This is a genomic window from Rouxiella sp. T17 (genome assembly GCF_036663475.1).
Classification (GTDB): domain Bacteria; phylum Pseudomonadota; class Gammaproteobacteria; order Enterobacterales; family Enterobacteriaceae; genus Rouxiella.
Window position 1 is genome coordinate 1 of the sequence record NZ_JAWUEA010000001.1, and the last position, 25247, is coordinate 25247.

The window sequence follows — 25247 nt, forward strand, 5'->3', positions numbered from 1 at the left end:
ATGACGAAGCTTGCCGCCTTGATACAGCGCCAATTACTTGGATTTGTATTTGATCCGGCGTTCTTGGTGCTGTCTCTACGTTAGCTGCACTTAGCCACCCGAATCACTGACCTGTAAAACTACGCCTGGCGTGGTTTTTTGCATCAAATATTGCTGTTGAAGTTGTAGGTGAAGGTGGCGTTGAGTCGCCAGTTGCGTTTGTCATTATCGAGCGGGACGTCGCCGATAGGGCGCGCGGCCTCGACGGAAACGGAGTAATGTTTGTTGTCGGCGAGGGTCACGCCGAGCGCGTAAGACGCCAGCCTCTGTTTAGGTAGGCCGGACTGATTGAAATAGGTGCGCGCGGTATCCATCACCACGTAAGGTTGAATCGTTTTGAGCCAAACGCCCTGCTGGCGGTCGTGGATGTAACGCATTTCAACTTGTCCGCCATAGCCGTAATCGCCGGTTGCCTCGCCGTCTTGATAACCACGGGCGTAGCGACTTGAGCCAAAACTCGCGCGTTCGGGTTCGGGCAGATCGTTGTTGGACCAATCGCCTTCCCACGAGGTGCTGAGTCGCCACTTTTTGGCAAACAGGTAGGCCGCATCGCCATTGAAACGCCAACGGGTGAAGTTAAGATCGGTGGCTGGAATATTACTGCTCGCGCCCAGACCGTCGACACCTTGTCGAACGTTAAAACGTGCGTTCCAGTAAAACTGCTCATATTCCCGATAACCGTTTAGCGAGGCTTCGAGCGCGGGATAACGCACGAACTGATTAATGCCGTCGAGCGCGATCGACTGCACGTCGTTTGACGCTCTTAAATCATAGTTATATTTCTTGTACAGATAATCTGCACCGCCGCTGAGCGTCCACTGTTTTTTGGCGTTTAACTCAAGGGGATAACTCAAGGTAAAGCCGCCGTTATACTGCGTTTGCCTGGCCTTGTAATCGACATTAATGTTATTGGGCAGCGTTTGCAGTCGGTTAAAATCTTTGTCGTTCTGATCGAAATAACTGCCTTTCAGCTGCATCAGCAGGCCGTCGTCATTGAGATATTGCTGATAGTTCAGGCCGCCATATTTCTTCTTGGTCGAGCCGCTTAACGGTACTAATGTCGCAACACCCAGCTGTTCACCGTAAGGCGTCAGTCCGCTGAGCGTGGCGTTAATCACTCCGTCAACGCTGTCTCGGCGCGAGTCCACCGAAGTCATGACGTTCCAGTTTCGAGTTCTTTTGGCATCGACATCCATCACCGCCGCGCCGTAAATATTGTCGGGATTTTTCGCGCTCGCGGTGACTTTGGTATCGGGCGTGCGCGACATAAGCATGCTGTAGCGATCAAAGGTCGCGCGGGTTTGGGGCTTTTCGGCCATGATCTTCTTCGATAATTTACTCAGCCACGCGGTAATCATTTTGTTGTCGCTGTGAATCTGCGTGCTCGTTACATAGCCCTCAACCAGTCCAACTTTCAACATGCCATTCTGAAAATTTTCGGTCGGCAGATAGGCATACGACAGCACGTAGCCATCATTGTGATAACGCTGGGTCAGCGAGTCGGTGGCGGCCAGCAGCTGGCTGAGCGGCACGGTTTTACCGACATATTGTCGAAAAGGCCCAATCAGGCTTTCGAGCGAGTAACGCGTTCCGCCGATAAACTGAATATGTTTCACCTCCACGCGCGTATCCGGCGTGAGTGCAGGCACAGTTTTGGCGGTGGACGGCGTAACGCTGGAGGTCGATTTTGTGGAGGGCGTGGCGGATTGAGAGGGCGGATTAGCGAGTTTGGCAGGGTTATTCGGGTCGATAATGGTCGGAAACATTTCTGCTGAACAAAATCCCACCACGGAGCCCATCATTACGACTATGCAGAATTTTTTTTTCATCATAATTCCTTAAACGCATAGATAAAATTCTATCAATCGACAGCCCTGTCATTAAAGGCACGCGCTGCATCCCGCAAGACGTGCCTTAGTTAATGATTCGATGATAATTAATGATTTACCACTGTTCCAAGGGTGGTGAGGGTGCCGCCCAACAGTCCGCCATTGGAAGGCGTAGTGTTAGTCACCAATGCGCCCGTTTGTGTCACCGCACTGCCCACGCTAGTGACGGCGGTGCCTAAACCGGTGAGAACCGGAGCAGTGGTGCTAACTTGCGTGCCGGTGGAGGCAACTTTTCCGCCCACGGTAGACAAGACGGTTGCGACAGGCGTGCCGAGACCGGTGGCATTACCGACGCTCTGCGTAGTGTTTTGCACGGTGGCAACCACAGGCGTCACGACGCTGGTGACGCCGGTTGTCAGCTGTGAAGTTTGTCCAGAGGTGAGATTTGTGGCTAATCCGCTGCCGGTTGCGGTGACCGCGCTGCCTACGTTGTTAACCAGTCCGCCCGCCGCGCTGGTGACGCCGGCGATCGGCGTGGAAGCCGTATTGCTGGCAAGCGAGGTGCCGAGCCCTGAAACGCCGGTTCCCAAACTGGCGACCGCAGTTGGAACGCCCGCGACCGTGGTGCCAAGCGCATTGGTGTTGGTGCCGAGTTGGCCTACGCCATTGGTGACGCCGCTGCCGAGATTGTTAACCGCAACGCCCGTGCTGTTAACTAAACCGGAAACGCCTTGACCTACCACAGGAATGTTGCCGATGGGCGTTTGTGTTGCGATGCTGCTGACCTGCGTGCCTAAGCCGCTGACCGCCGTTCCGGTGCTGGCGAGAATACTGCCCGCAACCAACGTGGTGTTGGAGCCGGTCCCGCCGGTGCCTGTTCCGGTTCCTGTCCCAGTACCAGTACCCGTTCCAGTACCCGTTCCAGTACCGGTTCCGGTGCCAGTACCTGTGCCGGTTCCGGTGCCAATCCCCGTTCCTGTGCCGCCGGTTCCGCCCGTACCGCCGATAGGTGTTGTGGTACCCGTGCCGGGATTACCCGCCGTGGTGCCATCATCGCCTGTTACCGTCGTGGTTGTTCCGGTGCCGCTCGTCGAGCCGTCGGTGCCTGATCCGCCGGTGCTTGCCGTAGTGCCTGAACCATCAGAAGTGGTGCCCGATCCCGACCCATCGGAACCTGCCGTTGCTGCCGTACCAGAGCCATTTTTCGCGGTGCTGCCAGAGCCTCCTCCGCTACATGCGGCAAGTGCGAGAGCGAAAAGTACAGCCATGGATATTTTACTGAGCTGAGTCATTTTTCTTTCAGGGTACATGATGTAACCCTCCGCAAAGGCACGTCTGGATTGACGTAATCTTTACTCTAGGCTGTAGTTAGAAACATTCAATTAACAAAATTCCCTTATGCATTCCCAAATATAATTAGCGGGTTAGCTAATAATTTTACTTAAGAACATCACATAGTTAGATTTACGTATAATTTACGCAAGAAACTACAGCACATTATGCTAAAAATATTCGCAAGAATGCGCAGTTATCTTAATGCGTCGTTTTGAATTTGTGAAACGCAGCATTTTTGCCCAATTAACTCTTTCATCCATTTATCAGTCTTGCTGTTTATTTAGTCTGATATGTTATTAGCCGCGCTGATCATTATTACTCCCTCAATGCACCTTAATGCGAAAGTGTCGACACTAAACGCAGCGTCCTCCATGCATAGGCCATCTCGCAGCCGAAAATGCTGTTTTTTCAGCGGGCTGACGACCCAAAACTCACCCTGATGTTCGGCAATAATTCCGCGCGAGAGTACGCTGGCGAGCGCGAAAGGGTCGATATTGTCGAGAGCATAAAGCGGGCCGGTCGAGGTGGGGCGGAAAATAGCAATCTGGCGACCCTGCCACAGCGCCGCGATGCCACAGCCCGGCAGAATGTCCTGCTGCTGACAAATCGTGGTCCAGATATTCATTGTGCTTCCTCTCCTACAATAATTTGTCTTGCCGCAATACGTTCTTGCGGACGCGCAGGACGATGTTGCGCACGTTCATCGACAAACTGTAGATTCGGGTCGCGACTGTCGCTGTTAATAAAGTGGCTGAATCGACTCAAAGCGGCCGGATTGTCTAACGTTTGCTGCCATTCACAGTGGCTCAATCCTCGCAGGCGCGCCATTTCCTCTTCAAGCTGTGCCGCAAGGCCAAGAGAATCATTAACGATCACCCCGCGCAGATAATCGATGCCGCCGTGCATCGTGTCGAGCCATACGGACGTGCGCTGAAGCCTGTCAGCCGTACGAATGTAAAACAGCATAAAACGGTCGAGATAGCGCAAAAGTAGCGCGTCATCGAGGTCGGCGGCCAGTAAATCTGCGTGGCGTGGCTTCATGCCGCCGTTGCCGCAAACGTAGAGATTCCAGCCTTTTTCGGTAGCGATGATCCCCACGTCTTTGCCCTGCGCTTCGGCACATTCGCGGGTGCAGCCCGACACGCCAAACTTCATCTTGTGCGGCGTACGAATTCCTTTATAGCGATGTTCTAGCATGATGCCGAAACCCAAACTGTCGCCAACGCCGAAACGACACCACGCACTGCCGACGCAGGTTTTAGCCATTCGCAGCGCCTTGGCGTAGGCCTGTCCGGTTTCGAAACCGGCGTCGATCAATTTTTGCCAAATCGCGGGTAGGTCATCTTTGTGCGCGCCAAACATGCCGATGCGCTGCGAGCCGGTAATCTTGGTATAGAGCTGATAATGCTCGGCAATTTCACCGATTGCCTGCAAGCCGCGCGGCGTGATTTCCCCGCCCGGCGAGCGCGGAATAATGGAGTAGGAGCCATCTTTTTGAATGTTGGCGAGGAACATGTCGTTGGAATCTTGCAGCGCGGTGTGTTGCGGACTCAGCACAAATTCGTTCCAGCAGGAGGCCAATAGCGAGCCAACCGCCGGTTTGCAGATTTCACAGCCGTAGCCCGTGCCATATTTTTGCAGCAGCTGTTCGAAGCTGCGAATCTCTTCGACCCGAATCAGGTGATACAGCGCCTGCCGCGAATAGGCAAAATGTTCGCAAAGGTGGGAATTCACCGCGATGCCCTGTTGCACGAGCTGGGCATTAAGCACCTGCGTAACAAGGGGCAAACAGCCGCCGCAGCCGCTACCGGCGCGCGTTTCAGCCTTGACGGCGGCCAGCGTGTGGCAACCAGATTTAACGGCGGCAATAATGTCGCCTTTTGTCACGTCGAAGCAGGAGCAGATTTGCGCCTTGTCGGGCAGGGCATCGCTGCCAAGCGCCGCCGTGGTGCCGCTTTGCGCAGGTAAAATTAAACTTTCTGGATGTTCGGGCAGCGCGATGCCGTTGAGCATCAGCTGTAAAAGCGTGCCGTAATCCGCCGTATCGCCGACCAGCACCGCGCCAAGCAGGATGCGATTATCTGCGCTGACCACCAGCCGCTTATAGACATCGCGCGTTTCATCGAGATAAACATAGCTGCGCGCGCCGGACGTTCGGGCCTGCGCGTCGCCGATACCGGCCACTTCAACACCCATCAGCTTGAGTTTGGCACTCATGTCGGCGCCGGTAAACGCGCTGTCTCGATCCAAAAGGTGGTCCGCCGCAACCTGCGCCATTTTGTATCCCGGTGCGACCAGGCCGTAAGTTCGCTGCGCCCAGGCGGCACATTCGCCGATGGCATAAATGTCGGCATCGCTGGTCTGGCACTGATCGTTAATAACCATGCCGCCGCGCGGTGCCAGCGCTAAACCGGCTTCGCGGGCAAGCGAATCTTGTGGGCGAATGCCGGTCGAGAAGACAATAAAATCGACTTCCAGCGCGCTGTCGTCGCTAAAACGCAGGGTTTTGCGCGCCGTTTTGCCGCCATCAACTATCTCGCGGGTATTTTTGCCGGTATGCACGCCGACACCCATGGCTTCTATTTTTTGTCGCAGTAAATTACCGCCTGCCGCGTCGAGCTGTTCGGCCATCAGCCCTGACGCAAACTCAATGACGTGAGTTTCAATGCCGAGAGTTTGCAGCGCGCCCGCAGCTTCAAGTCCGAGCAGGCCGCCGCCAATCACGGCTCCGCGCGCGCTGTTTTTGGCGCAGGCTTCGATGGCGTGCAAATCTTCAATCGTGCGATAAACGAAACAGTCCTGCCCGTCCGCGCCAATAATCGGCGGCACCCACGGATAAGAGCCCGTCGCCAGAATTAGTTTGTCGTAGGCCAGCTCGCGGCCGACGCTGGAGCGGATGGTTTTCGTTTGACGATCAATCGCTACCGCGCGCTCGCCAATCAGCAGTTCAACGCCGTTGGCGGCATAGAAATCGTCTTCAACCAGCGACAGCTGTTCAGCGTCGTGATTCAGAAAATAGGAGGAAAGATGCACGCGATCGTAGGCGACACGGGGCTCTTCGCAAAATACGGTAATAGCAAACGCGTCCGGCTCAGCCTTGCCGATCAGCTGTTCTATAAAGCGATGGCCGACCATGCCGTTGCCGACGATTACCAGGTTGAGTTTGCGCATTTTTGCCTCGAATTTTCGGGTTGGGCGATTAACATATCCCCTTGTCGTTATAAGGTTTTGATGCACATCAAAGGCCCTAAAAATCTACCTACTAGGGAGTAGCGGCGAGTCGTGATTAAATAAAGCACAAATGATTCATGCTTTTTATCTTTCGGTTGCGTCATCAAACACGTTTTGCAGTAGTCTAAAAACTCCACAGACGGCCATCAATTGACTGTAAACAGAGAGGTAAATGTGACCCAATCCAGCCTGCGAGCCATTAAAAACGTACGTCTGCCCTATGCACAGGGACTGTGGCGGATAGATATCGAAAACGGCAAGATTCGTCAGGTCGCGTCGCAGCCGCACGGCGAGCAGGACGGCGATGAGGTATTGGACGCGCAGGGCGGTCTGGCGCTGCCGCCGTTTATCGAGCCGCACATTCATCTCGATACCACGCAAACCGCGGGTGAGCCGTCGTGGAATATCTCCGGCACGCTGTTTGAAGGGATTGAACGATGGGCCGAACGCAAGGCGATGCTGACCCATGAAGATGTGAAACAGCGCGCCTGGATCACCCTGAAATGGCAGATTGCCAACGGCATTCAGCACGTGCGAACCCACGTCGACGTGTCGGACCCGACGCTGACCGCGCTCAAGGCGATGCTTGAAGTGAAGCAGGAAGTCGCGCCGTGGATCGATTTGCAAATCGTCGCCTTCCCGCAGGAGGGAATTATCTCCTATCCGAACGGCGAGGCGCTGCTTGAAGAGGCTTTGCAGCTCGGCGCGGACGTAGTGGGCGCGATCCCGCATTTTGAATTTACCCGCGAATACGGCGTAGAGTCGCTGCACAAAACCTTCGCGCTGGCGCAAAAATACCAGCGGATGGTCGACGTTCACTGTGATGAAATCGATGATGAGCAGTCGCGATTTGTCGAAACCGTGGCGGCGCTGGCGCTGCGCGAAAACATGGGCGCGCGCGTGACTGCCAGTCACACCACGGCGATGCACTCTTATAACGGCGCGTACACCTCGAGGCTGTTCCGGCTGTTGAAAATGTCGGGCATCAACTTTGTCGCTAACCCGCTGGTAAATATACATTTACAGGGCCGTTTCGATACCTATCCGAAACGTCGTGGTATTACGCGGGTTAAAGAGATGCTTGAGGCGGGCATAAACGTCTGTTTCGGCCACGACGACGTTTTCGATCCGTGGTATCCGATGGGCACCGGCAATATGTTACAGGTATTGCAGATGGGGCTGCACGTTTGCCAGCTGATGGGCTACGAACAGATAAACGACGGGCTGAAACTGATCACAAATTACAGCGCCAAGACCATGAATTTGCAGGAATACGGTATCAAGAGCGGTCATGACGCCAACCTGATTATTCTGCCTGCCGAAAGCGGTTTTGATGCCGTTCGTCGACAGGTTCCGGTGCGTTACTCGATTCGTCATGGACGTGTGATCGCCGAGACGCAGCCCGCGACCAGCCAGATTCACCTCGACACCACTGAATCCGTCAACTTCAAGCGTTAAGGCGTTCAATTTATTGATTGAACTTACTCAACGAACTGACCCATTTTATTTATCTCAGTTCTTACCACAGTTCTTACCACTATTCTTACCATTGATCACAGCCTCATCGCCCTCGTTGAGTAAATAACGGTAAAGGGCTGGCGCGAAGGGGGGAGGCTCTTTAGAATCAATGCGTTTTGTGGCTTGCCTATTTGGAGAAAGGAACCGTTATGTTTAAACGTACTTTAGTGACCTTCACTGCTTTGCTTTCCCTTACCGCGATGGCCCCGGCGGCGTTTGCAGCCAAGGCTGCGGATACCCACGTGATGCTGACCACGTCAGCGGGGAATATCGAGCTGGAACTCGATAATGCGAAGGCACCGGTTTCCGTTAAGAATTTCGTTGATTACGTGCAGAGTGGTTTTTATAACAACACCATCTTCCACCGCGTGATCCCGGGCTTTATGGTTCAAGGCGGCGGCTTTACCGCCAATATGCAACAGAAAAGCACCAACCCGCCGATCAAGAACGAGGCGGACAACGGTTTGCGTAACCTGCGCGGCACCATTTCTATGGCGCGCACCTCGGATAAAGACAGCGCAACCAGCCAGTTCTTCCTGAACGTGGCCGACAACGCCTTCCTCGATCACGGCCAAAACGATTTTGGTTATGCCGTTTTCGGTAAAATTATCAAAGGAATGGACGTGGTCGACAAGATCTCTTCTGTCAAAACCGTCAACGTGGGGCCTTACCAGAATGTTCCATCGACGCCTGTAGTGATCCTCTCTGCCAAGATCGTCCCTTAAGGTTTTTCGACAGCTTAATTTCTAATTTCGAGAGATTACGCTTTAAGCATCTAATGAGCAGGTAAACTCATTGGATGCTTACCTGCGCCACTAAACAAAATTCTTTGCGTTGGAGGCAGCTTTTCGCAACGCTGGAAAATAATTGGGGTGTAAAACGCCAAGCTCAGGGGTCATTGGAATATCAGCCCCGAGAGGCGGTGCTATTTGAAACCAATCATCATCGTACGGAAGTTGCACAAACGTCTCCGTATCAAACTTGGTGTCCTCATCCAGATTGGATAATGGAAAACCCGGCTCACCTTTTCGTATAGCAAATTCAGTAGGGTAGATCTTATTCAATTTCTTACTTGTTCCGTAGATAACGGCTACAGCATGCTGTTTTGTTGCCACCCTGATCACTAACGCTGGTCGTGCTTTTGGTCCGGGCGTTCCCATTTTTTGGGGGAACTTACACCAGACGAGGGTTCCGAGTGGTGGTAGGGGATGAAACTCTTGTGCAATGGCAGTCATTCAAAATCCTTATCAAATCAATCTTTTTGTAAAGCTCTCCTCCGGCGTATCAGTTGCTGTTGAAAGCTCGCGAATTTTTCGGATTTGCACTTCGGTTAGCGGTCCATCATCTTTCTCGTAACGCGGCAGAACAGAGTCTGCGAATCTACGCAATGCCAAATGGGCCAGTTCAGTTTTTGTCATTCCTGTTACCGTCATCAGCGCGTCCAGCGTAAGCCCGCTGATAGCAGTCGGCGTGTCTTTTTCTCGAAGGCGAAGGAGAAAGTCACCGGTTTTTTTAGCGACGTTTGCTGTCATGATTATCCTCTTTGGGTTCATTTCCGTCATTAGACGGAGGCGTAAATCGATCAAAAGATATCAAATTGATATCGCTGAGTCAATTTTTGATATCAATTTGATATCGCCAGCAATAGGCATATAAAACCCGCCAATTAGGTAATTTCGGTGGCGCAAGCGCAATAGTCGCCTTTGGTCAGCGTTTCTCGTTTCCCCTCGTCGATCGCGGGTAAAACTTTCGCTCGACGGCAAATTTTAGCTCCCTGTCTATACTTAAACTCCATGATTTGTCTCAAGGGAGAAGACGTATGGCGACGAAGCTGACCGACAGGCAGAAAGAGCAATTCTACCGCAAAAGCAGAAATCTCAACTTTCAAAGCAGCTCGGCGCTGGATGGCGTGACAATCGAACCTTTTGATTTAAAAGAGGATCAGCCTCTTTTATCAGCCGATCAAATTTTGGCGCGCATTGAAGAAGTGAGGGGGCGTTATGAGCAATAAGCTGCTGTCCGTGGCCGACGACCCGTACCTGTATGCCGGTAAAGAGGTGCTCAAAAACAAGTTTAAAATTAAAAACGCCGAGCGACTGCTGGAGGCGGAGCGCGCGCTAACGCCACTGCGCGCGGCCACGCTCGAGCTGGGGCCGCCAAAGATGGGCCTGCCGCACCTCTGCGCTATTCATAACACGCTGTTTCAAGACCTGTTCGACTGGGCGGGCGAGCTGCGTGAGGTGGATATCTTTAAAGAAGACACGCCGTTCTGCCACTTTGACTACATCGAACGCGAAGGCAATAACCTGCTGCAAGCGCTGGAAAACGAAGAGTATTTACGTGATTTGCCTCAGGATGAGTTACTCCGGCGGCTCGCGCACTATTATTCCGAAATCAACCTGCTGCATCCTTTCCGTTACGGCAGCGGCCGCGCCCAGCGCATTTTCTTCGAGCAGCTGCTGGTCCATGCGGGTTACGGCATTGACTGGAGCAAGGTCGATCACGCCGTCTGGAACGAGGCCAACAAGGCGGCCGCTTTCGGTGATGAACAGCCGCTGTACGAGGTTTTCAAAGGCATCGTCAGCGGCGCGTAACGCCTGAAAAAAGCAGCACGGGAAAAGTCTGCGGCCCCGCGTCGAAATAGGTAGAATGGCGCGGCAAAACCAGACCACGCTGAACCGGAATCCCATGCTGCTGATTATCGATAACTACGACTCTTTCACCTATAACCTTTATCAGTACTTCTGCGAATTAGGGGCCGAGGTGGTGGTAAAGCGCAACGATGAGCTGCAAATTGCCGATATCACGCGGCTTGCGCCGTCGCATCTGGTTATCTCGCCCGGCCCTTGCACACCTAACGAGGCTGGCGTTTCTCTTGCCGCGATTGCCCATTTTGCCGATTCGATGCCCATCTTGGGCGTCTGTTTAGGTCATCAGGCGATGGCGCAGAGCTTTGGCGCGGAGGTGGTTCGCGCTCGTCAGGTGATGCACGGGAAAACGTCGCTTATCGAACATAGCGGCAGCGGCGTATTTGCCGGACTCAATCATCCGCTGCGCGTGACGCGTTATCATTCGTTGGTGGTCAAACCCGATACGTTGCCGCGCTGCTTTGAACTCACTGCCTGGACGGGTGAAGCTAACCGGCCCGACGAGATCATGGGCATCGCGCATCGCAGTCTGCCTTTGCATGGCGTGCAGTTCCATCCTGAAAGTATTCTCAGTGAGCAAGGGCATCAGCTGCTCGATAATTTCCTTAAAATTTAACGGATTAAAAATTACTTGTCGCAACAGGACGATAAACGTTTGCCTGTGAGTGATTTTTTATGCATATTTTGTGATTATATTCTCACATTCATTTCGAGTGTGAACCCCTGAACGCAGCGGCAACGCATTGGAGAGTAGGGCTATGACAGAAAAAACAGCAGTAGGTCGGGACGCATTTGATCGGGTGATTTTGCCTGTTTATTCACCCGCCAAGTTTATTCCGGTCAAAGGTAAAGGCAGTCGTATCTGGGACCAGCAGGGCACCGAATACGTGGATTTCGCGGGCGGCATCGCCGTTACCGCGCTGGGACATTGTCACCCGGTGCTGGTCGACGCGCTGCACAAACAGGGCGAAACCCTGTGGCACGTCAGCAACGTTTTTACTAACGAACCCGCTTTGCGTCTGGCGCAGAAGCTGATCGATGCGACCTTCGCCGATCGCGTGTTCTTCGCCAACTCCGGTGCCGAAGCCAACGAAGCCGCCTTCAAGCTGGCGCGTTACTACTCTTCCGCCAAACATAGCCCGTACAAAAGCAAGATTATCGCCTTCCATAACGGCTTCCACGGTCGCACGCTGTTCACCGTTTCCGTGGGCGGTCAGCCGAAATATTCCGACGGCTTTGGCCCGAAACCGGCCGACATCGTTCACGTGCCGTTTAACGATCTCGAGGCCGTAAAAGCGGTTATCGATGACCACACCTGCGCGATTGTAGTTGAGCCGATTCAGGGCGAAGGCGGCGTGACGCCAGCCACCCAAGAATTCCTGCAAGGCCTGCGCGCGCTGTGTGACGAGCACAACGCGCTGCTGGTATTCGACGAAGTGCAGAGCGGCATGGGCCGTAGCGGCAAACTGTTCAGCTACATGCATTACGGCGTGACGCCGGACATTCTGACCACCGCCAAGGCGCTGGGCGGCGGCTTCCCGATCAGTGCGATGATCACCACGGAAGAAGTCGCTTCCGTGATGGCGCCGGGCAAACACGGCACCACTTACGGCGGCAATCCGCTGGCCTGTGCCGTGGCCGAAGCCGCGCTGGACCTGATTAATACGCCGGAAGTGCTGGCGGGAATCGAAGAGCGTCGCGACGCTTTCCTGCAAGCATTGGAAGCGATTAATGCCAAGTATCAGGTGTTTAGCGAATTCCGTGGTCAAGGTCTGTTGATTGGTGCCGAGCTGGCGGATAAATACAAAAATCGCGCCGGTGAGTTTATGACGGCGGCGGCAGAATTTGGTTTGATGATGCTGGTGGCGGGCACCAACGTGATGCGTTTCGCGCCGTCGCTGGTGATCGACTTCGAAGATATCAAAGAAGGCATGGCGCGTTTCGAGAAAGCCGTGCAGAAAATCGTGGGTTAATCGCCTCTCCCTTCTCCTGTGCAAGGCGGGAGAAGGGGTTCTCTTCTGCTCATTAACTTTTCCCTTTCTACTTTTCAGCGCCGAAAGCGATGTTTTTAGCGCCGAAAGCTATGTTTTCAGCTCAGAAAGCTATGCGTTAACTTTGCGGGTCAGCCAGATCCCGTGATGCGGCCGTTGACGCCACGCCAGTGAAGAGATGGTGTTCATGGCGCTGAGGTGTGACAACACGCGACGCAAATGACGCTCCATTTCGGTAATCGGCATGTCTGTCTTCATGTCGGGCGGCTGAAATGCCGTTGAGCCGCTGCTTGCGCCATCGGTAGTCAAACGCTGCTGACAGCTTTGCAGCGCGATTTCACAGGTCTGCAAATACTCAATCGCCAGCTTCGGCGTCAGCATGTAATGCTCGCGCGCCAGAATGGTCATCGCGTTGATGTGATCGACCAGGAACTGGCTGTGCGTCACCCACAGTCGCATGTCGTTGAGATAATGCGAATTAAAACCCGGCTCCTGCATCGCCTGATTTAACGAGGTAAATAGCTGATTATGCGCCTGATTCACTTTCATGCGCGCATAGGCCAGCTCGGCGGGATCGGGCTCTTCCTGCAACACTAATCTTATTGCGGTTTGATCGGCCTCGAGCGCCTGATGGGCGTTGGTGCGCAGCATGCCGCTCTGCCACTGCGGCCACAGCCAAATCATGCCGCCAAACGCCAGCGCACAGCCAATCAGGGTATCGATTAATCGCGGCAGCAGGAAATTCGCGCCGTTTAGCCCCAGAATTTGCAGCGTGTAAACCGCCGTGACGGTCAGCCCAATCATTCCGAGGCCATAATTTTTGCGCAGCACGGTATAGGAAATCAGCGAAATCAGCAGCATAAACAGCAGGGTAATATTCTGCGGAATGGCCAGATGAAGCAGGCCCGCCGCCAGAATCAGGCCGATGAGCGTGCCGAGCGCGCGGTGCTGAATGCGCACCCGCGTGGCGTTATAGCCGTTTTGACTGACCAGCAGCGTGGTGAGCAAAATCCAGTAAGGTTTCGGCAAATTAAAGAACATGCCGAGCGTGCTGCCGATCGCCAGAATCACGCCCAATCGCGCGGCGTTGCGCAAGGCGGCAGACTTGAAAGACAGATAACTTTTCAGCGCGGCCCAGAACGGCAGGCGATTTTTATCCTGCATTAAATCGCGGCGATACAGCGGGCGCTGGGTGCGCAGCAGTCGCGCAATGCGGCTGAAATGGTAATAGCAAAACTGGCCAACCGGATTATCGCGATAGCGCGAGGCGATCTTTTCCAGCGCCGCCAGTTCGTTTGCCATTGAAAAACGAGGCGAACGTCGATGATAGAGAATGTCGTCGCCAATCCGTCGCAGCCTCGCGCTAATCACCTGCGCGTTGCGGGCAATCACCGCCTCGGCGTGGCTCTCTTCCACCAGCTTTTGCACCTCTTCGGGCAGGTGCAAACTGACGGTAATGTGCTCCTGCAAATCCAGCGCCACCTGAAAATTGCGCAGCAGCCGTTTACGATGCTGATGATCGTTGTTGGGCAACATGTGCATCTGTTGATACAGCGTGGCAATTAAATCGATCACCTTTTGCTGCCTTTTCAACAGCGGCGGCAGCGCAGTGTCGGGATCGGTGTGCTGAGTCAGCAGGGTATATTTCGCCTCGAAATAATCGGCGAGCTCGTTATACAGCTGACTGAGGGTTTCACGCATCGGCTGCTCTTCCGAAAGTCGGAACCACAGCCAGTTAAACAGTCCGTACCAGGCTGTACCGACCACAAAAAGCAGCGGCGCGTGCCAGATGGGCACCACGCCCGCCATGCTCAGCGTAAAGATTGAGGCCACCAGCGCGCCCGAAAGCAGTCGTGCATGCAGCGGACCGATTTCGCCCGTCACGCCAATCACCAGCGCGAAACTCAGCATGATAAACGGCAGCGGCACGTGCCAGTTCACCAGCATCAGCTGGAGCAAAATACTGCTGACGGCAAACAGCGAGCCGCCAATCACCAGCCGCTTGAAGAAATGTTTGTGGGGCGTATCGAGACCGGAAATATTGCAGCAGGCAGGCACCAGCGCGAACAGCAGACCCATCTTGAGTTGGCCAAACAGCATGGCAAAGGCGATAGGCAGGCATAGCACCAGCGTTTGACGCAGCGCATAGTTGATTTCAGGATGGTAAAAGAGTCGTCGCCAAAGCGTCATTTGAAAGAGATTCAAACAAAAACGGCACGACGACGAATCGCCATGCCGTTTTTAAAACGATTAACGGGTGCCGTAAACGACAATCGTTTTACCGTGCGCCGAGATCAGACTCTGATCTTCGAGCATTTTGAGAATTCGACCTACCGTCTCGCGTGAGCAACCGACGATCTGACCAATTTCCTGACGGGTAATCTTGATCTGCATACCATCGGGATGGGTCATGGCATCGGGCTGTTTAGCCAGATTCAGCAGAGTCTGGGCAATACGACCGGTCACATCGAGGAAAGCAAGGTTACCTACTTTTTCGGACGTGATTTGCAGTCGGCTCGCCATCTGCGCAGAGAGGCGCATCAGAATATCCGGGTTAACCTGGATCAGCTGGCGGAATTTCTTGTAGGAAATTTCGGCCACTTCACAGGCAGTTTTCGCTCTTACCCACGCGCTACGTTCCTGACCTTCTTCGAAGAGTCCCAGCTCGCCGATGAAGTCACCCTGATTCAGGTAGGAAAGTATCATCTCTTTGCCTTCTTCATCTTTGATAAGCACGGCAACCGAGCCTTTCACGATGTAATAAAGCGTTTCGGCCTTTTCACCTTGGTGAATCAGCGTACTTTTAGAAGGGTACTTGTGTATATGACAATGAGACAGGAACCATTCGAGAGTAGGGTCTGTTTGTGGCTTGCCGAGAACCATTAGTTATTATCCTCTTATTATCGCTGCCCAAAATCGCAGGGTTCTGAGTCCCTGTACGGCGATTTTTTACTTCGCGCTCTTTTAGCATATGAACTGACCAGCAATGCTGCAAGCGGCAGGTAGAGTGATTTAAGCGGTAATTTGCCCTTATCACCAAGGTTATCCTGTTAACACCTAAAAAACCTGACCGCAACTTGTTGGAAAGTTTCTTTCGGCTTTGTTTGTAGCACAGGTTTGCAGACGTGTCTTGTGTTGTCTCGCTTCAGCATGATGCGGATCGAGTTACATTGCCAGTTTCAGGGCTAAAGGGTAGTCTGTTTTAAAAATTGTGGCAGGAGAGAAACCAATGCAGGCACGAGTAAAGTGGGTCGAAGGTTTAACATTTCTGGGTGAATCGTCGTCGGGCCACCAGATAATCATGGACGGCAACGCGGGCGATAAATCCCCAAGCCCGATGGAAATGCTGTTGATGTCGGCGGGCGGATGCAGCGCCATCGACGTAGTTTCTATTTTACAGAAAGGCCGTAACGACATCGTAGGCTGCGAGGTCAAGCTGACTTCCGAACGCCGCGAAGAAGCGCCGCGCCTGTTTACGACCATTAATCTGCACTTTATCGTCACCGGAAAAGACCTGACGGACAAGGTTGTCGAGCGCGCGGTTAGCCTGTCGGCGGAGAAATACTGCTCGGTTTCGCTGATGCTGGGCAAAGCGGCAACCATTACGCACAGCTTTGAAGTGATCGATTCAGAAAGTTAATCGAAATTCAGGCGCTTTTCAGCGTTTATTGAATCGACTTTTAGAACGACGCGCCGCCTCAAAACCTTTTGCGGCGGCGTTTTTCAGCATTATTCGATTTTCTTGCCTTCCATCAAACGCTGCACCAGCGGACCCATGATCAGCTCCATCGCCAGCCCCATCTTGCCGCCCGGCACCACCAGCGTGTTGATGTGCGAGATAAACGAACCTTGCAGCATCGCCAGCAAATATGGGAAATCGATCTGATCCAGTCCCTGAAAATGGATCACCACGAAGCTTTCATCCAGCGACGGAATGGCTTTCGCGGCGAAAGGATTCGAAGTATCGATGGTCGGTACGCGCTGGAAGTTGATGTGCGTGCGGGAAAACTGCGGCGTGATGTAGCTGATGTAGTCATCCATTGACCTGACGACGGAATCCATCACCGCCTCGCGGGAGTGACCGCGCTCGCCGGTGTCGCGTACCAGTTTTTGGATCCATTCAAGGTTGACGATAGGCACCACGCCCACCAGCAAATCGACGTGTTTGGCGACGTCGACCTGATTCGTCACCACGCCGCCGTGCAGGCCTTCGTAAAACAGAATATCGGTCGGTTCGGGCAGCGCCTGCCACGGCGTGAAGGTGCCGGGCACCTGATTGTAGGGCACGGCTTCGTCATAAGTATGCAGATACTTGCGCGAGCGGCCGGAGCCGGTCTTGCCGTATTCGATAAAGCTTTGTTCCAGCAGCGTGAAGTCATTGGCCTCGGGACCAAAGTAGCTGATATGACGGCCTAAATCGCGCGCCTTGCGGATTGCCGCGTCCATTTCGGGGCGCGTAAAGTGGTGAAAGCTATCGCCTTCAAGCTGGGCGGCGTGCAGGCCCTGCTGTTGAAATATCTTGCGAAAAGCCAGGCTGGTGGTGGTCGTTCCAGCGCCGCTCGAGCCAGTGACGGCGATAACGGGGTGTTTAGCTGACATCGGTGTCGGACTCCTGCGGTTCGCGCATAATTAAGCTTATTGTTACCATATCTATGCGCTAAGTGACAGGAGATCTCCGCGTCGCGTTTGGCTGCTTAAGCTTGCTATTTAGTTATGGAACCACGCCTTTGGGTTAAGGAACTACGCCGTTGGGTTATGGAATATAGTCATCGCGTTCTTCATCGCCGGCGCGAAACTGGCCGCGCGGCATGATATTGAGCGTTTCGTGCAACTCCGACCACACCAGCACGATGTCGCCGCTTTTAAGCTGGCGGCGCACGTCTTCCACCTTTTGCTCCAGCGTTCTTTCCTGCTCGCCGTAATCGGTGCCTTCGCGCAGCACAAAGGCTTCGATGACACTGTCGAGGGTTTCGGGTGGCAATTCTTTATAAGGAATGATCATGGTGTCTATTTTTCTCAATCGTTGATTCGGCCAGCAGGCGCGGAGCCAGCCAGTCGGGAATGCGTGTTTCCAGCCACATCTGCGGATGACGCCAGCTGCCGCCGACAAATCCGACGTGCCCGCCGCGTTCGGTCAGCTGATATTCTACCTCAGGCGGCAGGTCACGTGGGTCGGGGATCACCGCGTCAGTCATGAAAGGGTCGTCTTTGGCGTGAATAATCAGCAACGGCACTTTGACCTTCGGTAGCAGCGGCAATCCGCTACAGCGTCGATAATAGTCTAGCGCGTTTTGAAAGCCGTGAGCTTTCGAAGTGATGGCGTCATCGAATTCACGCAGGTAGCGCATTGCATCAAGCTCTTGCAGCGTGACGGGCAGCGTATCGGGATATTTCAACAACTTGCGGCGCGCGTTACTTTTGAGCTGGTCCAGCAGATAGCGCTGATAAATCCGTGACGAACCTTGCTCAAGGCGCAGCGCGCAGGGTTCGAGCATCAAAGGCGCCGAGACAATCACCGCCGCCTGCAAACGACAATTTTCACCTTCCTGCCCGAGATAACAGGCCAGCATATTGCCGCCCAGCGAAAATCCGACCGCGGCGGTCGGCGCTTCGCCATAAGTTTGCGTCAGCCAGTTAAGGAAAAAGCGCGCGTCTTCGGTTTCGCCAGAGTGGTAAATGCGCCGCAGCCGATTGGGTTCGCCGCTGCAACCGCGAAAATGCATCACTACGCCAAGGCCGCCTTTATCGCGCCACGCCTGCAAAAGCCCGTGCGCATACGGGCTGGTAAAGCTGCCTTCAAGCCCGTGAAATAGCACCATGCGCGGTTTGTGTCGCGCAAACTGGGGATCTTCACTCCAGGCCAAATCGACAAAATCGCCGTCGGGCAAATCCAGCCGTTGCCAGATTGGCCGCAGCTTGACGCGCCGTCTCACCAGCCGTGGCAGCAGCGTTTGCAGATGCGGATTGCTCGCGCCCCGTAAAGGATAAAAATTTTCAGACTGATGATTTTTAGACGCGGCATTTTCAGAACGATCAGTTTCAGACAGATTGCGCAGAAAAATCTCCTCGGAGAAGCTTGTGCTCCCCATACCACACTGATAGTTTCTCAGCTAATTGCACAATTATTGGGGTAGGGAGTCGCTGTTTAAATGGAACTTGGTTTATTTCTTTCGATGCTTGGTTTTCTATGGGTCGCGGCGATCACGCCAGGACCTAATAATATGCTGTTAACCACCTCCGGCGCGAATTTTGGTTTTATGCGATCGCTGTGGTTGATGCTCGGCATTATGCTCGGGATGCAAAGTATCGTCCTGCTAGTGGCGTTTGGCGTCGGCGGGTTGATCCTGCTTTATCCGGCGTTGCACACGATTCTCAAGGTGCTCGGCAGCCTCTATCTGCTGTGGCTGGCGTGGAAAATTGCTACCTCGGCCTATGAAACGCTGGAGACCGACGCCAAGCAGGCCAAGCCGATTCGCCTGTATCAGGGCTGGTTATTGCAGTTTTTGAATCCGAAAGCCTGGTTGATGGGGCTGGGCGCGGTTGCCAGTTTCAGCCTTGCCGGCGCGCAGTATAATCATTCTATCGCGGCGATCAGTTTGGGCGTATTTATCGTCAATCTGGTGTCAGGGATTATTTGGCTAGGTTTTGGCACGGTGATTGGTCGCCTGCTGAGCAGCCGTCGCGCGTGGTACACCTTTAATATCGCGATGGGCCTTCTGACTGCCGCCTGCGTGCTTTTAATCTGGCGTTGATTTAGCGTGATTTGGTCATCGTTTACGGCTTTCGAAAACGGCTTTTGAAAATCTAATTTGCGTTTGTCAGCCTAAAAACGGCCATCTGAAAAGGTGGCCGTTTTCGTTTCTTCTCTCATCGAAAATCATCATTCCCTCCATATATTCCTTTTAGTTATTAACAGGAATTTATAATTACTTTTAATGCGGCCTCGGCTCAGCTAAAAATTCCTCATTAACAGGACAAAAACCCTCTGTCGCGTTCACCCTTTTTGTGGAGCATTAACTCATGGCCAATCGATCCCTCTTACGCGGCGCAGCGCTGCTGTTGTCACTGACCGCCCTCAGCGCGCACGCGGTGGATGTCACTGTCGCCTACCAAACCTCGGCGGAACCGGCCAAAGTCGCGCAGGCTGAAAACACCTTTGCCAAAGCATCGGGTGCAAAAGTTGACTGGCGCAAATTCGACAGCGGCTCCAGCGTGCTGCGCGCGTTGGCGTCGGGTGATGTGCAAATCGGTAATATCGGTTCGAGCCCGTTGGCGGTCGCTGCGAGCCAGAAGCTGCCGATCGAAGCTTTCCTGCTGGCCTCCGAGCTGGGCAGTTCCGAAGCGCTGGTGGTGAAGAAAAGCATTAATGGTCCGCAAGACTTGATTGGCAAACGCATCGCCGTGCCGTTTATTTCAACCACGCATTACAGCCTGCTGTCGGCGCTCAAACATTGGGGAATTGATCCGAAGAAAGTGACCATCGTTAACCTGCAACCACCGGCCATCGCGGCGGCGTGGGCGCGCGGCGACATTGATGGTGCCTACGTTTGGGCACCGGCGGTGAACGAGCTGGAGAAAACCGGCAAGGTGTTGACCGACTCTTCGCAGGTCGGCAAATGGGGCTCGCCAACGCTCGACGTGTGGGTGGTGCGTAAAGATTTCGCGCAGGCGCATCCGGAAATCGTGACCGCCTTTGCTCGCAGCGCGCTTTCGGCGCAAAAGGCGTACCTGCAAAATCCGGATCAGTGGCTGAAAGACGCTTCTAACCTGAATACGCTGTCGCGCCTCAGCGGCGTGCCGGACGATCAAATTGCGGGGCTGGTTAAAGGTAACCGCTATCTGCCGGTCGCCGAACAGGTCAGCCAATTGGGTCAGCCGGTGAACAAGGCGATTAAAGATACCGCCAGCTTCTTGAAAGAGCAGGGGAAAGTGCCGCAGGTCGATAATGACTACAGCAGCTTTGTCACCGACAAATTCGTCAAAGCCGTGCAGGCCAGCCCGCAATCTTAAGGAGGACGCCATGCTTCAGGTCTCGCAGCTTTCTGCCGAATATCAGGGCAATCCGGTGTTGCACGATATCTCGCTGCAAATCGATGCCGGTGAACTGGTGGTGGTGCTCGGCCCGTCGGGCTGTGGCAAAACCACGCTGCTCAACCTGATTGCCGGTTTTACCTCGCCGAGCGGCGGTTCCATCGAGCTCGACGGCGCGCCGGTTAACGGGCCGGGTGCCGAACGCGGCGTGGTATTTCAGCACGAAGGCCTGCTGCCGTGGCGCGATGTCCTGAGCAACGTTGAATTTGGTTTACAGCTGGCGGGCGTCGATAAACGCCAACGTCAGCAAACGGCGGAGCGGATGCTCGCCAAGGTCGGGCTGACCGGCTACGAGCGGCATAATCTTTGGCAGCTGTCGGGCGGAATGCGTCAACGGGTCGGGATTGCGCGCGCGCTGGCTGCGGATCCGCGCCTGCTGCTGCTCGACGAGCCTTTCGGCGCGCTGGACGCTTTCACCCGCGAGCAAATGCAGGAGCTGCTGCTGACTATTTGGCGCGACACTGGCAAGCAGATTTTCCTGATTACGCACGACATTGAAGAGGCGATTTTTCTCGCCAGCGAGCTGTTACTGCTGTCGCCGGGGCCGGGCAGAGTGCTCGAACGCATCCCGCTGAGCTTTGGCAAACGCTACGCCGACGGCGAATCTTGCCGCAGCATCAAATCTGATCCTGAGTTTATCCGCCAGCGCGAATACGTGCTGAGTCAGGTATTTCAGCAGCGAGGAGGTCAGCTATGAGCGCTGAACCGGCATTAAAAACTAATTTGCACGACAAGCTGACCCTTTCGCACGACAAGCCGGCCCTTTCGCACGGCAAACCGACCCGCAAAAGTTGGCTGCTGCCGCGCAACGTGCGATTGAGCATGGGCACGCTGCTGACGCTGTTGGTTATTTGGTGGGCCGTCACGGCGATGAACTGGATCCCGCCGCTGTTTCTGCCCGCGCCGCAGCAGGTGCTGCATCAGCTGATCACCATCGCCAGTCCGCAGGGCTTTATGGACGCCACGTTATGGCAGCATTTGCAGGCGAGTTTGGCGCGTATTGTGATAGCGCTGCTTGCCGCCGTGATTATCGGCGTGCCGGTCGGTATTGCAATGGGCCTTAACGAAACGCTGCGCGGCATTCTGGACCCGCTGATCGAGCTTTATCGCCCCGTGCCGCCGCTGGCCTATCTGCCGCTGATGGTGATTTGGTTTGGCATCGGCGAAACCTCAAAGATTTTACTGATCTATTTAGCGATTTTCGCGCCGGTGGCGATGTCGGCTCTTGCGGGCGTGCGCAGCGCATCGAAAGTGAGAATCCGCGCAGCGCAGGCGCTGGGTGCCAGCCGCTGGCAGGTGCTGCGATACGTGATTTTACCCGGCGCGCTGCCCGAAATTTTGACCGGCGTGCGCATCGGATTAGGCGTTGGCTGGTCAACGCTGGTGGCCGCCGAGCTAATTGCCGCGACCCGAGGTTTAGGATTTATGGTGCAGTCGGCGGGCGAGTTTCTGGCGACTGACGTAGTTATCGCTGGCATTAGCGTTATTGCGCTGATCGCCTGTGCGCTTGAATTGGGCCTGCGTTACCTACAGCGCAAACTTACCCCTTGGCACGGAGAACAACAATGAACGAACGTCTGAAAATTACCCCGCTGGGCCCTTACATTGGCGCGCTGGTGGAGGATGTCACGCTGAGCCGCCCGCTTTCCGACGCCCAGTTTGAGCAGCTGTATCACGCGCTGCTGAAATATCAGGTGTTGTTTGCCCGTAATCAACCGGTGACGCCGGTTCAACAGCGCGCGTTAGCGGCAAGATTCGGCGATCTGCATATTCACCCGGTTTATCCGCAGACGCCGGAAGCGCAGGAAATCATTATTCTCGACACGGACGACAATAATCCGCCGGACAATGACAACTGGCACACCGACGTGACCTTTATCGAGACGCCGCCGCTGGGGGCGATTCTGGCGGCGAAAAAGCTGCCGACGACGGGCGGCGATACGCTGTGGGCCAGCGGCATCGCGGCTTACGAAGCATTATCAGCGCCGTTCAAACAGCTGCTGGCGGGTTTGCAGGCGGAGCATGATTTCACTAAATCATTCCAGGAATATAAATACCGTAAAACGCCGGAAGAGCACGCGCAGTGGTTGAAGGGAAAAGAGAAGAATCCGCCGCTGCTGCATCCGGTGATTCGCACGCATCCGGTCTCTGGCAAGCAGGCGCTGTTCGTTAACGAAGGTTTCACGACGAGGATTGTTGGACTGGAGGAGAAGGAGAGTGCCGCTATTCTCGATTTCCTGTTCCGTCACATCACCAAACCGGAGTTTCAGGTGCGTTGGCGCTGGCAGGAGAATGATATTGCGCTGTGGGACAACCGCGTGACGCAGCATTACGCCAACGCCGACTATCTGCCGCAGCGCCGCATCATGCATCGCGCGACGATTCTGGGCGATAAGCCTTTCTATTCAGCGAATTAGACAAATCAGCTAATTAGAAAAGTCAGCGAGTTAAAGAAACAGTTTGCGTCGAAAACGGGTGGCGTTGAATGCGCCACCCGGCTTTAACTATTTTAAAAGTCAGTTAAAACACGCTAGGCGTTAAACTCTTGCGCCAGCTGCTCGAGCTGTTCCTGCGCGTCGAGCCAGCTCATTTCGACCTCTTCCAGCGCGCCTTTGACTTTTATTTGCTGTTGCAAACAGGCCGTCAAATCGGCTTTACGGCTGTTGTCGTAAATCGCCGAATCGGCCAGCTTGGCTTCAACGTCGGCCAGCTCGCTGCTCAGTTTTTCCATCTGCTTTTCCCACGCCGTAATCTGCTTGCGCAGCGGCTGAGTCTGGTTGCGGAAATCGGCTTCGCGACGTTTCTGATCTTTACGTGACTGCGCGCTGTTGCCGCTGGCGTCTTTATCCGGCGCATCCTGCTGATTTTCCTGGCGTTGAATATCTACCAGCCACTGTTGGTAATCTTCAAGATCGCCATCGAACTGCTCAACCTTGCCCGCGTGAACTAAATAAAGGTCATCGGTTGTCGAACGCAACAGGTGACGGTCATGCGAAACCACGACCATTGCGCCTTCGAAATCGATCAGCGCTTCGGTGAGCGCCTGACGCATGTCGAGATCCAGGTGGTTGGTCGGTTCATCGAGCAGCAGCAGGTTAGGGCGTTGCCAGACGATCAGCGCTAAAACCAGACGCGCTTTTTCGCCACCGGAGAAACGTTCGGTTTTTTCGGTAACCTTATCGCCCTGAAAACCGAAACCGCCTAAATAGTCGCGTAATTGCTGCTCGGTTTGCTTGTCGGCCAGACGCACCAGATGCTGCAACGGCGAATCTTCGGCCACCAAAAACTCCAGCTGATGCTGGGCGAAGTAACCCAGCTTGACGCCTTTTGCCAGCCCGATATCGCCCTTCAGCGGCGGCATGGTGCCCGCCAGCAGTTTAATCAGCGTCGATTTACCCGCGCCGTTACGGCCTAACAGCCCGATGCGCGAGCCCGGCACCAGATTCAGCTTGATGGAATCCAGAATCACGTTGTCGTTATAACCGGCGCTGACTTTTTCCATCCGCAGCAGCGGGTCCGGCAAGCTTTCAGGCGAGCGGAAACTAAACTGGAATGGATTATCGACGTGCGCGGGCGCAATCAGCTCCATGCGTTCGAGCATCTTGATGCGGCTCTGCGCCTGCTTGGCCTTGGTCGCCTGCGCGCGGAATCGGTCAATATAACTTTTCAGGTGCGCGACTTTTTCCTGCTGATTTTCGAATAGCGATTGTTGCTGTGCGAGCTTAGTGGCGCGCTGCCGTTCGAAAGAGGAGTAGTTGCCGGTGTATTCGTTCAGCGTCTGCTGTTCGATGTGCAAAATTTTGTCGACGATCGGATCGAGGAAATCGCGGTCGTGGGAAATCAGTACCAGCGTGCCGTCGTAGCTTTTCAGCCATTTTTCCAGCCAGATAACCGCGTCGAGATCCAGGTGGTTGGTCGGTTCGTCGAGCAGCAACAAATCAGAGCGCAGAATCAGCGCCTGCGCGAGGTTAAGGCGCATACGCCAGCCGCCCGAGAAGGATTTAACCGGCTGTTGCAGCTGATTCTGACTGAAACCCAATCCGGAAAGCAGGCTGGCAGCGCGCGCAGGAATAGTCCACGCCTGAATGGCGTCAAGTTTGCCGTGCAGCGAGGCAATCGCGTGGCCGTCGTCGCGCTCGTTGGCGAGCTGTAATTCGGCTTCGAGCTGGCGGAATTCGCGGTCGCCGTCGATAACATACTCAATGGCAGGCACGTCGAGCGCCGGCGTTTCCTGATTCACCCAGGCCAGCGCCCAGTTTGCCGGAAACGTCAGGTTGCCCGCATCGGCGCTCATTTCGTTTTTCAACAGTGAAATCAGGGTCGATTTGCCACAGCCGTTTTTACCCACCAGCCCGACTTTTTGACCCGGGTTGATAGTGGCAGATGCATTGTCAAGCAGGACATTGGTGCCACGCCTGATTTGTAACGATGAGAAAACTATCATAAAGCGCCGTGTAGTTGAGAGTATGTTAAATTGACTGTCATCATACTGAGTTAAACAAGACGTACTAAACGTCCCATTTTGTATTTGCGGAGCATGGTAGCGGAATTTTTGCACCCTGACG

At 54.4% G+C, this 25247-nt stretch carries 24 protein-coding genes; 12 read left to right on the plus strand and 12 right to left on the minus strand.

Annotation, left to right across the window (positions count from 1 at the left end):
• Positions 1–143: 143 nt before the first annotated feature.
• From SC206_RS00005 to nirB, 4 genes are all read right to left on the minus strand, one after another.
• Positions 144–1868, minus strand: coding sequence for a ShlB/FhaC/HecB family hemolysin secretion/activation protein (locus SC206_RS00005; RefSeq protein WP_442975973.1), 1725 nt, complete (start codon positions 1866–1868; stop codon positions 144–146).
• A 107-nt stretch (positions 1869–1975) separates the two neighbouring features.
• A complete protein-coding gene (locus tag SC206_RS00010; RefSeq protein WP_332732893.1) occupies positions 1976–3136 on the minus strand; it encodes a collagen-like triple helix repeat-containing protein in 1161 nt (386 codons plus the stop codon).
• A 347-nt stretch (positions 3137–3483) separates the two neighbouring features.
• Positions 3484–3828, minus strand: coding sequence for a nitrite reductase small subunit NirD (gene nirD / locus SC206_RS00015; RefSeq protein WP_332732895.1), 345 nt, complete (start codon positions 3826–3828; stop codon positions 3484–3486).
• On the minus strand, positions 3825–6374 hold the full coding sequence (nirB, locus tag SC206_RS00020; protein WP_332732897.1) for a nitrite reductase large subunit NirB: 2550 nt from the start codon (positions 6372–6374) through the stop codon (positions 3825–3827). Before nirB ends, nirD begins: the two co-directional genes overlap by 4 nt.
• 234 nt (positions 6375–6608) lie before the next feature.
• Between nirB and SC206_RS00025 the strand changes: the two genes are divergently transcribed.
• Positions 6609–7892 carry a cytosine deaminase gene (locus tag SC206_RS00025; protein WP_332732899.1) on the plus strand — a complete coding sequence of 428 codons (1284 nt, stop codon included), beginning with the start codon at positions 6609–6611 and terminating at the stop codon, positions 7890–7892.
• A gap of 209 nt (positions 7893–8101) precedes the next feature.
• The gene (ppiA, locus tag SC206_RS00030; RefSeq protein WP_332732901.1) at positions 8102–8677 is read left to right on the plus strand and encodes a peptidylprolyl isomerase A; all 576 of its coding nucleotides are present in this window, start codon (positions 8102–8104) and stop codon (positions 8675–8677) included.
• Between the two features lie 90 nt (positions 8678–8767).
• Here ppiA and SC206_RS00035 read toward each other — a convergent pair whose 3' ends face one another.
• Positions 8768–9187 (minus strand): type II toxin-antitoxin system PemK/MazF family toxin, encoded by a 420-nt coding sequence (locus SC206_RS00035; protein WP_332732903.1) that lies wholly within the window; start codon positions 9185–9187, stop codon positions 8768–8770.
• A gap of 12 nt (positions 9188–9199) precedes the next feature.
• A complete protein-coding gene (locus tag SC206_RS00040) occupies positions 9200–9484 on the minus strand; it encodes a hypothetical protein (RefSeq protein ID WP_332732905.1) in 285 nt (94 codons plus the stop codon).
• A gap of 287 nt (positions 9485–9771) precedes the next feature.
• Between SC206_RS00040 and SC206_RS00045 the strand changes: the two genes are divergently transcribed.
• The 4 genes from SC206_RS00045 to argD all read left to right on the plus strand — a co-directional run bounded on the left by SC206_RS00045 (position 9772) and on the right by argD (position 12573).
• Positions 9772–9963 (plus strand): YhfG family protein, encoded by a 192-nt coding sequence (locus tag SC206_RS00045; protein WP_332732907.1) that lies wholly within the window; start codon positions 9772–9774, stop codon positions 9961–9963.
• Positions 9953–10546, plus strand: a complete 594-nt coding sequence (locus SC206_RS00050) for a putative adenosine monophosphate-protein transferase Fic (RefSeq protein WP_332732909.1) — start codon at positions 9953–9955, stop codon at positions 10544–10546. The genes SC206_RS00045 and SC206_RS00050 overlap by 11 nt, the downstream gene beginning before the upstream one ends.
• Positions 10547–10640: 94 nt before the next feature.
• Positions 10641–11216 carry an aminodeoxychorismate synthase component II gene (locus SC206_RS00055; RefSeq protein WP_332732963.1) on the plus strand — a complete coding sequence of 192 codons (576 nt, stop codon included), beginning with the start codon at positions 10641–10643 and terminating at the stop codon, positions 11214–11216.
• Between the two features lie 142 nt (positions 11217–11358).
• Positions 11359–12573, plus strand: coding sequence for a bifunctional acetylornithine/succinyldiaminopimelate transaminase (gene argD / locus SC206_RS00060; RefSeq protein WP_332732911.1), 1215 nt, complete (start codon positions 11359–11361; stop codon positions 12571–12573).
• A gap of 129 nt (positions 12574–12702) precedes the next feature.
• Here argD and SC206_RS00065 read toward each other — a convergent pair whose 3' ends face one another.
• Complete coding sequence (locus tag SC206_RS00065) at positions 12703–14781, minus strand: YccS/YhfK family putative transporter (RefSeq protein ID WP_332732913.1); 2079 nt, start codon at positions 14779–14781, stop codon at positions 12703–12705.
• Positions 14782–14841: 60 nt separating this feature from the next.
• Positions 14842–15474, minus strand: a complete 633-nt coding sequence (gene crp / locus SC206_RS00070; RefSeq protein ID WP_009638999.1) for a cAMP-activated global transcriptional regulator CRP — start codon at positions 15472–15474, stop codon at positions 14842–14844.
• 346 nt (positions 15475–15820) lie between these two features.
• On the opposite strand from crp, the gene SC206_RS00075 reads away from it, so the two are divergent.
• Positions 15821–16231 (plus strand): OsmC family protein, encoded by a 411-nt coding sequence (locus SC206_RS00075; protein ID WP_332732919.1) that lies wholly within the window; start codon positions 15821–15823, stop codon positions 16229–16231.
• Between the two features lie 89 nt (positions 16232–16320).
• On the opposite strand, the gene SC206_RS00080 is transcribed toward SC206_RS00075, so the two are convergent.
• From SC206_RS00080 to SC206_RS00090, 3 genes are all read right to left on the minus strand, one after another.
• Complete coding sequence (locus SC206_RS00080) at positions 16321–17190, minus strand: phosphoribulokinase (protein ID WP_332732921.1); 870 nt, start codon at positions 17188–17190, stop codon at positions 16321–16323.
• Positions 17191–17344: 154 nt separating this feature from the next.
• Entirely contained in the window at positions 17345–17593 is a 249-nt protein-coding gene (locus tag SC206_RS00085; protein ID WP_332732923.1) for a YheU family protein, read from the minus strand.
• Positions 17577–18680 (minus strand): hydrolase, encoded by a 1104-nt coding sequence (locus SC206_RS00090; RefSeq protein WP_332732925.1) that lies wholly within the window; start codon positions 18678–18680, stop codon positions 17577–17579. Before SC206_RS00090 ends, SC206_RS00085 begins: the two co-directional genes overlap by 17 nt.
• Positions 18681–18740: 60 nt before the next feature.
• On the opposite strand from SC206_RS00090, the gene SC206_RS00095 reads away from it, so the two are divergent.
• The 5 genes from SC206_RS00095 to tauD all read left to right on the plus strand — a co-directional run bounded on the left by SC206_RS00095 (position 18741) and on the right by tauD (position 23099).
• Entirely contained in the window at positions 18741–19343 is a 603-nt protein-coding gene (locus SC206_RS00095; RefSeq protein ID WP_332732927.1) for a LysE family translocator, read from the plus strand.
• A 268-nt stretch (positions 19344–19611) separates the two neighbouring features.
• Entirely contained in the window at positions 19612–20601 is a 990-nt protein-coding gene (tauA, locus tag SC206_RS00100) for a taurine ABC transporter substrate-binding protein (RefSeq protein ID WP_332732929.1), read from the plus strand.
• Between the two features lie 10 nt (positions 20602–20611).
• Positions 20612–21379 carry a taurine ABC transporter ATP-binding subunit gene (gene tauB, locus SC206_RS00105; protein ID WP_332732931.1) on the plus strand — a complete coding sequence of 256 codons (768 nt, stop codon included), beginning with the start codon at positions 20612–20614 and terminating at the stop codon, positions 21377–21379.
• Positions 21376–22251: a taurine ABC transporter permease TauC gene (gene tauC, locus SC206_RS00110; RefSeq protein ID WP_332732933.1), complete on the plus strand. Its 876-nt coding sequence runs from the start codon at positions 21376–21378 to the stop codon at positions 22249–22251. Before tauB ends, tauC begins: the two co-directional genes overlap by 4 nt.
• The gene (gene tauD, locus SC206_RS00115; protein WP_332732934.1) at positions 22248–23099 is read left to right on the plus strand and encodes a taurine dioxygenase; all 852 of its coding nucleotides are present in this window, start codon (positions 22248–22250) and stop codon (positions 23097–23099) included. Before tauC ends, tauD begins: the two co-directional genes overlap by 4 nt.
• Before the next feature lie 113 nt (positions 23100–23212).
• Here tauD and SC206_RS00120 read toward each other — a convergent pair whose 3' ends face one another.
• The gene (locus SC206_RS00120; RefSeq protein WP_332732935.1) at positions 23213–25126 is read right to left on the minus strand and encodes an ABC transporter ATP-binding protein; all 1914 of its coding nucleotides are present in this window, start codon (positions 25124–25126) and stop codon (positions 23213–23215) included.
• Positions 25127–25247: the final 121 nt, after the last annotated feature.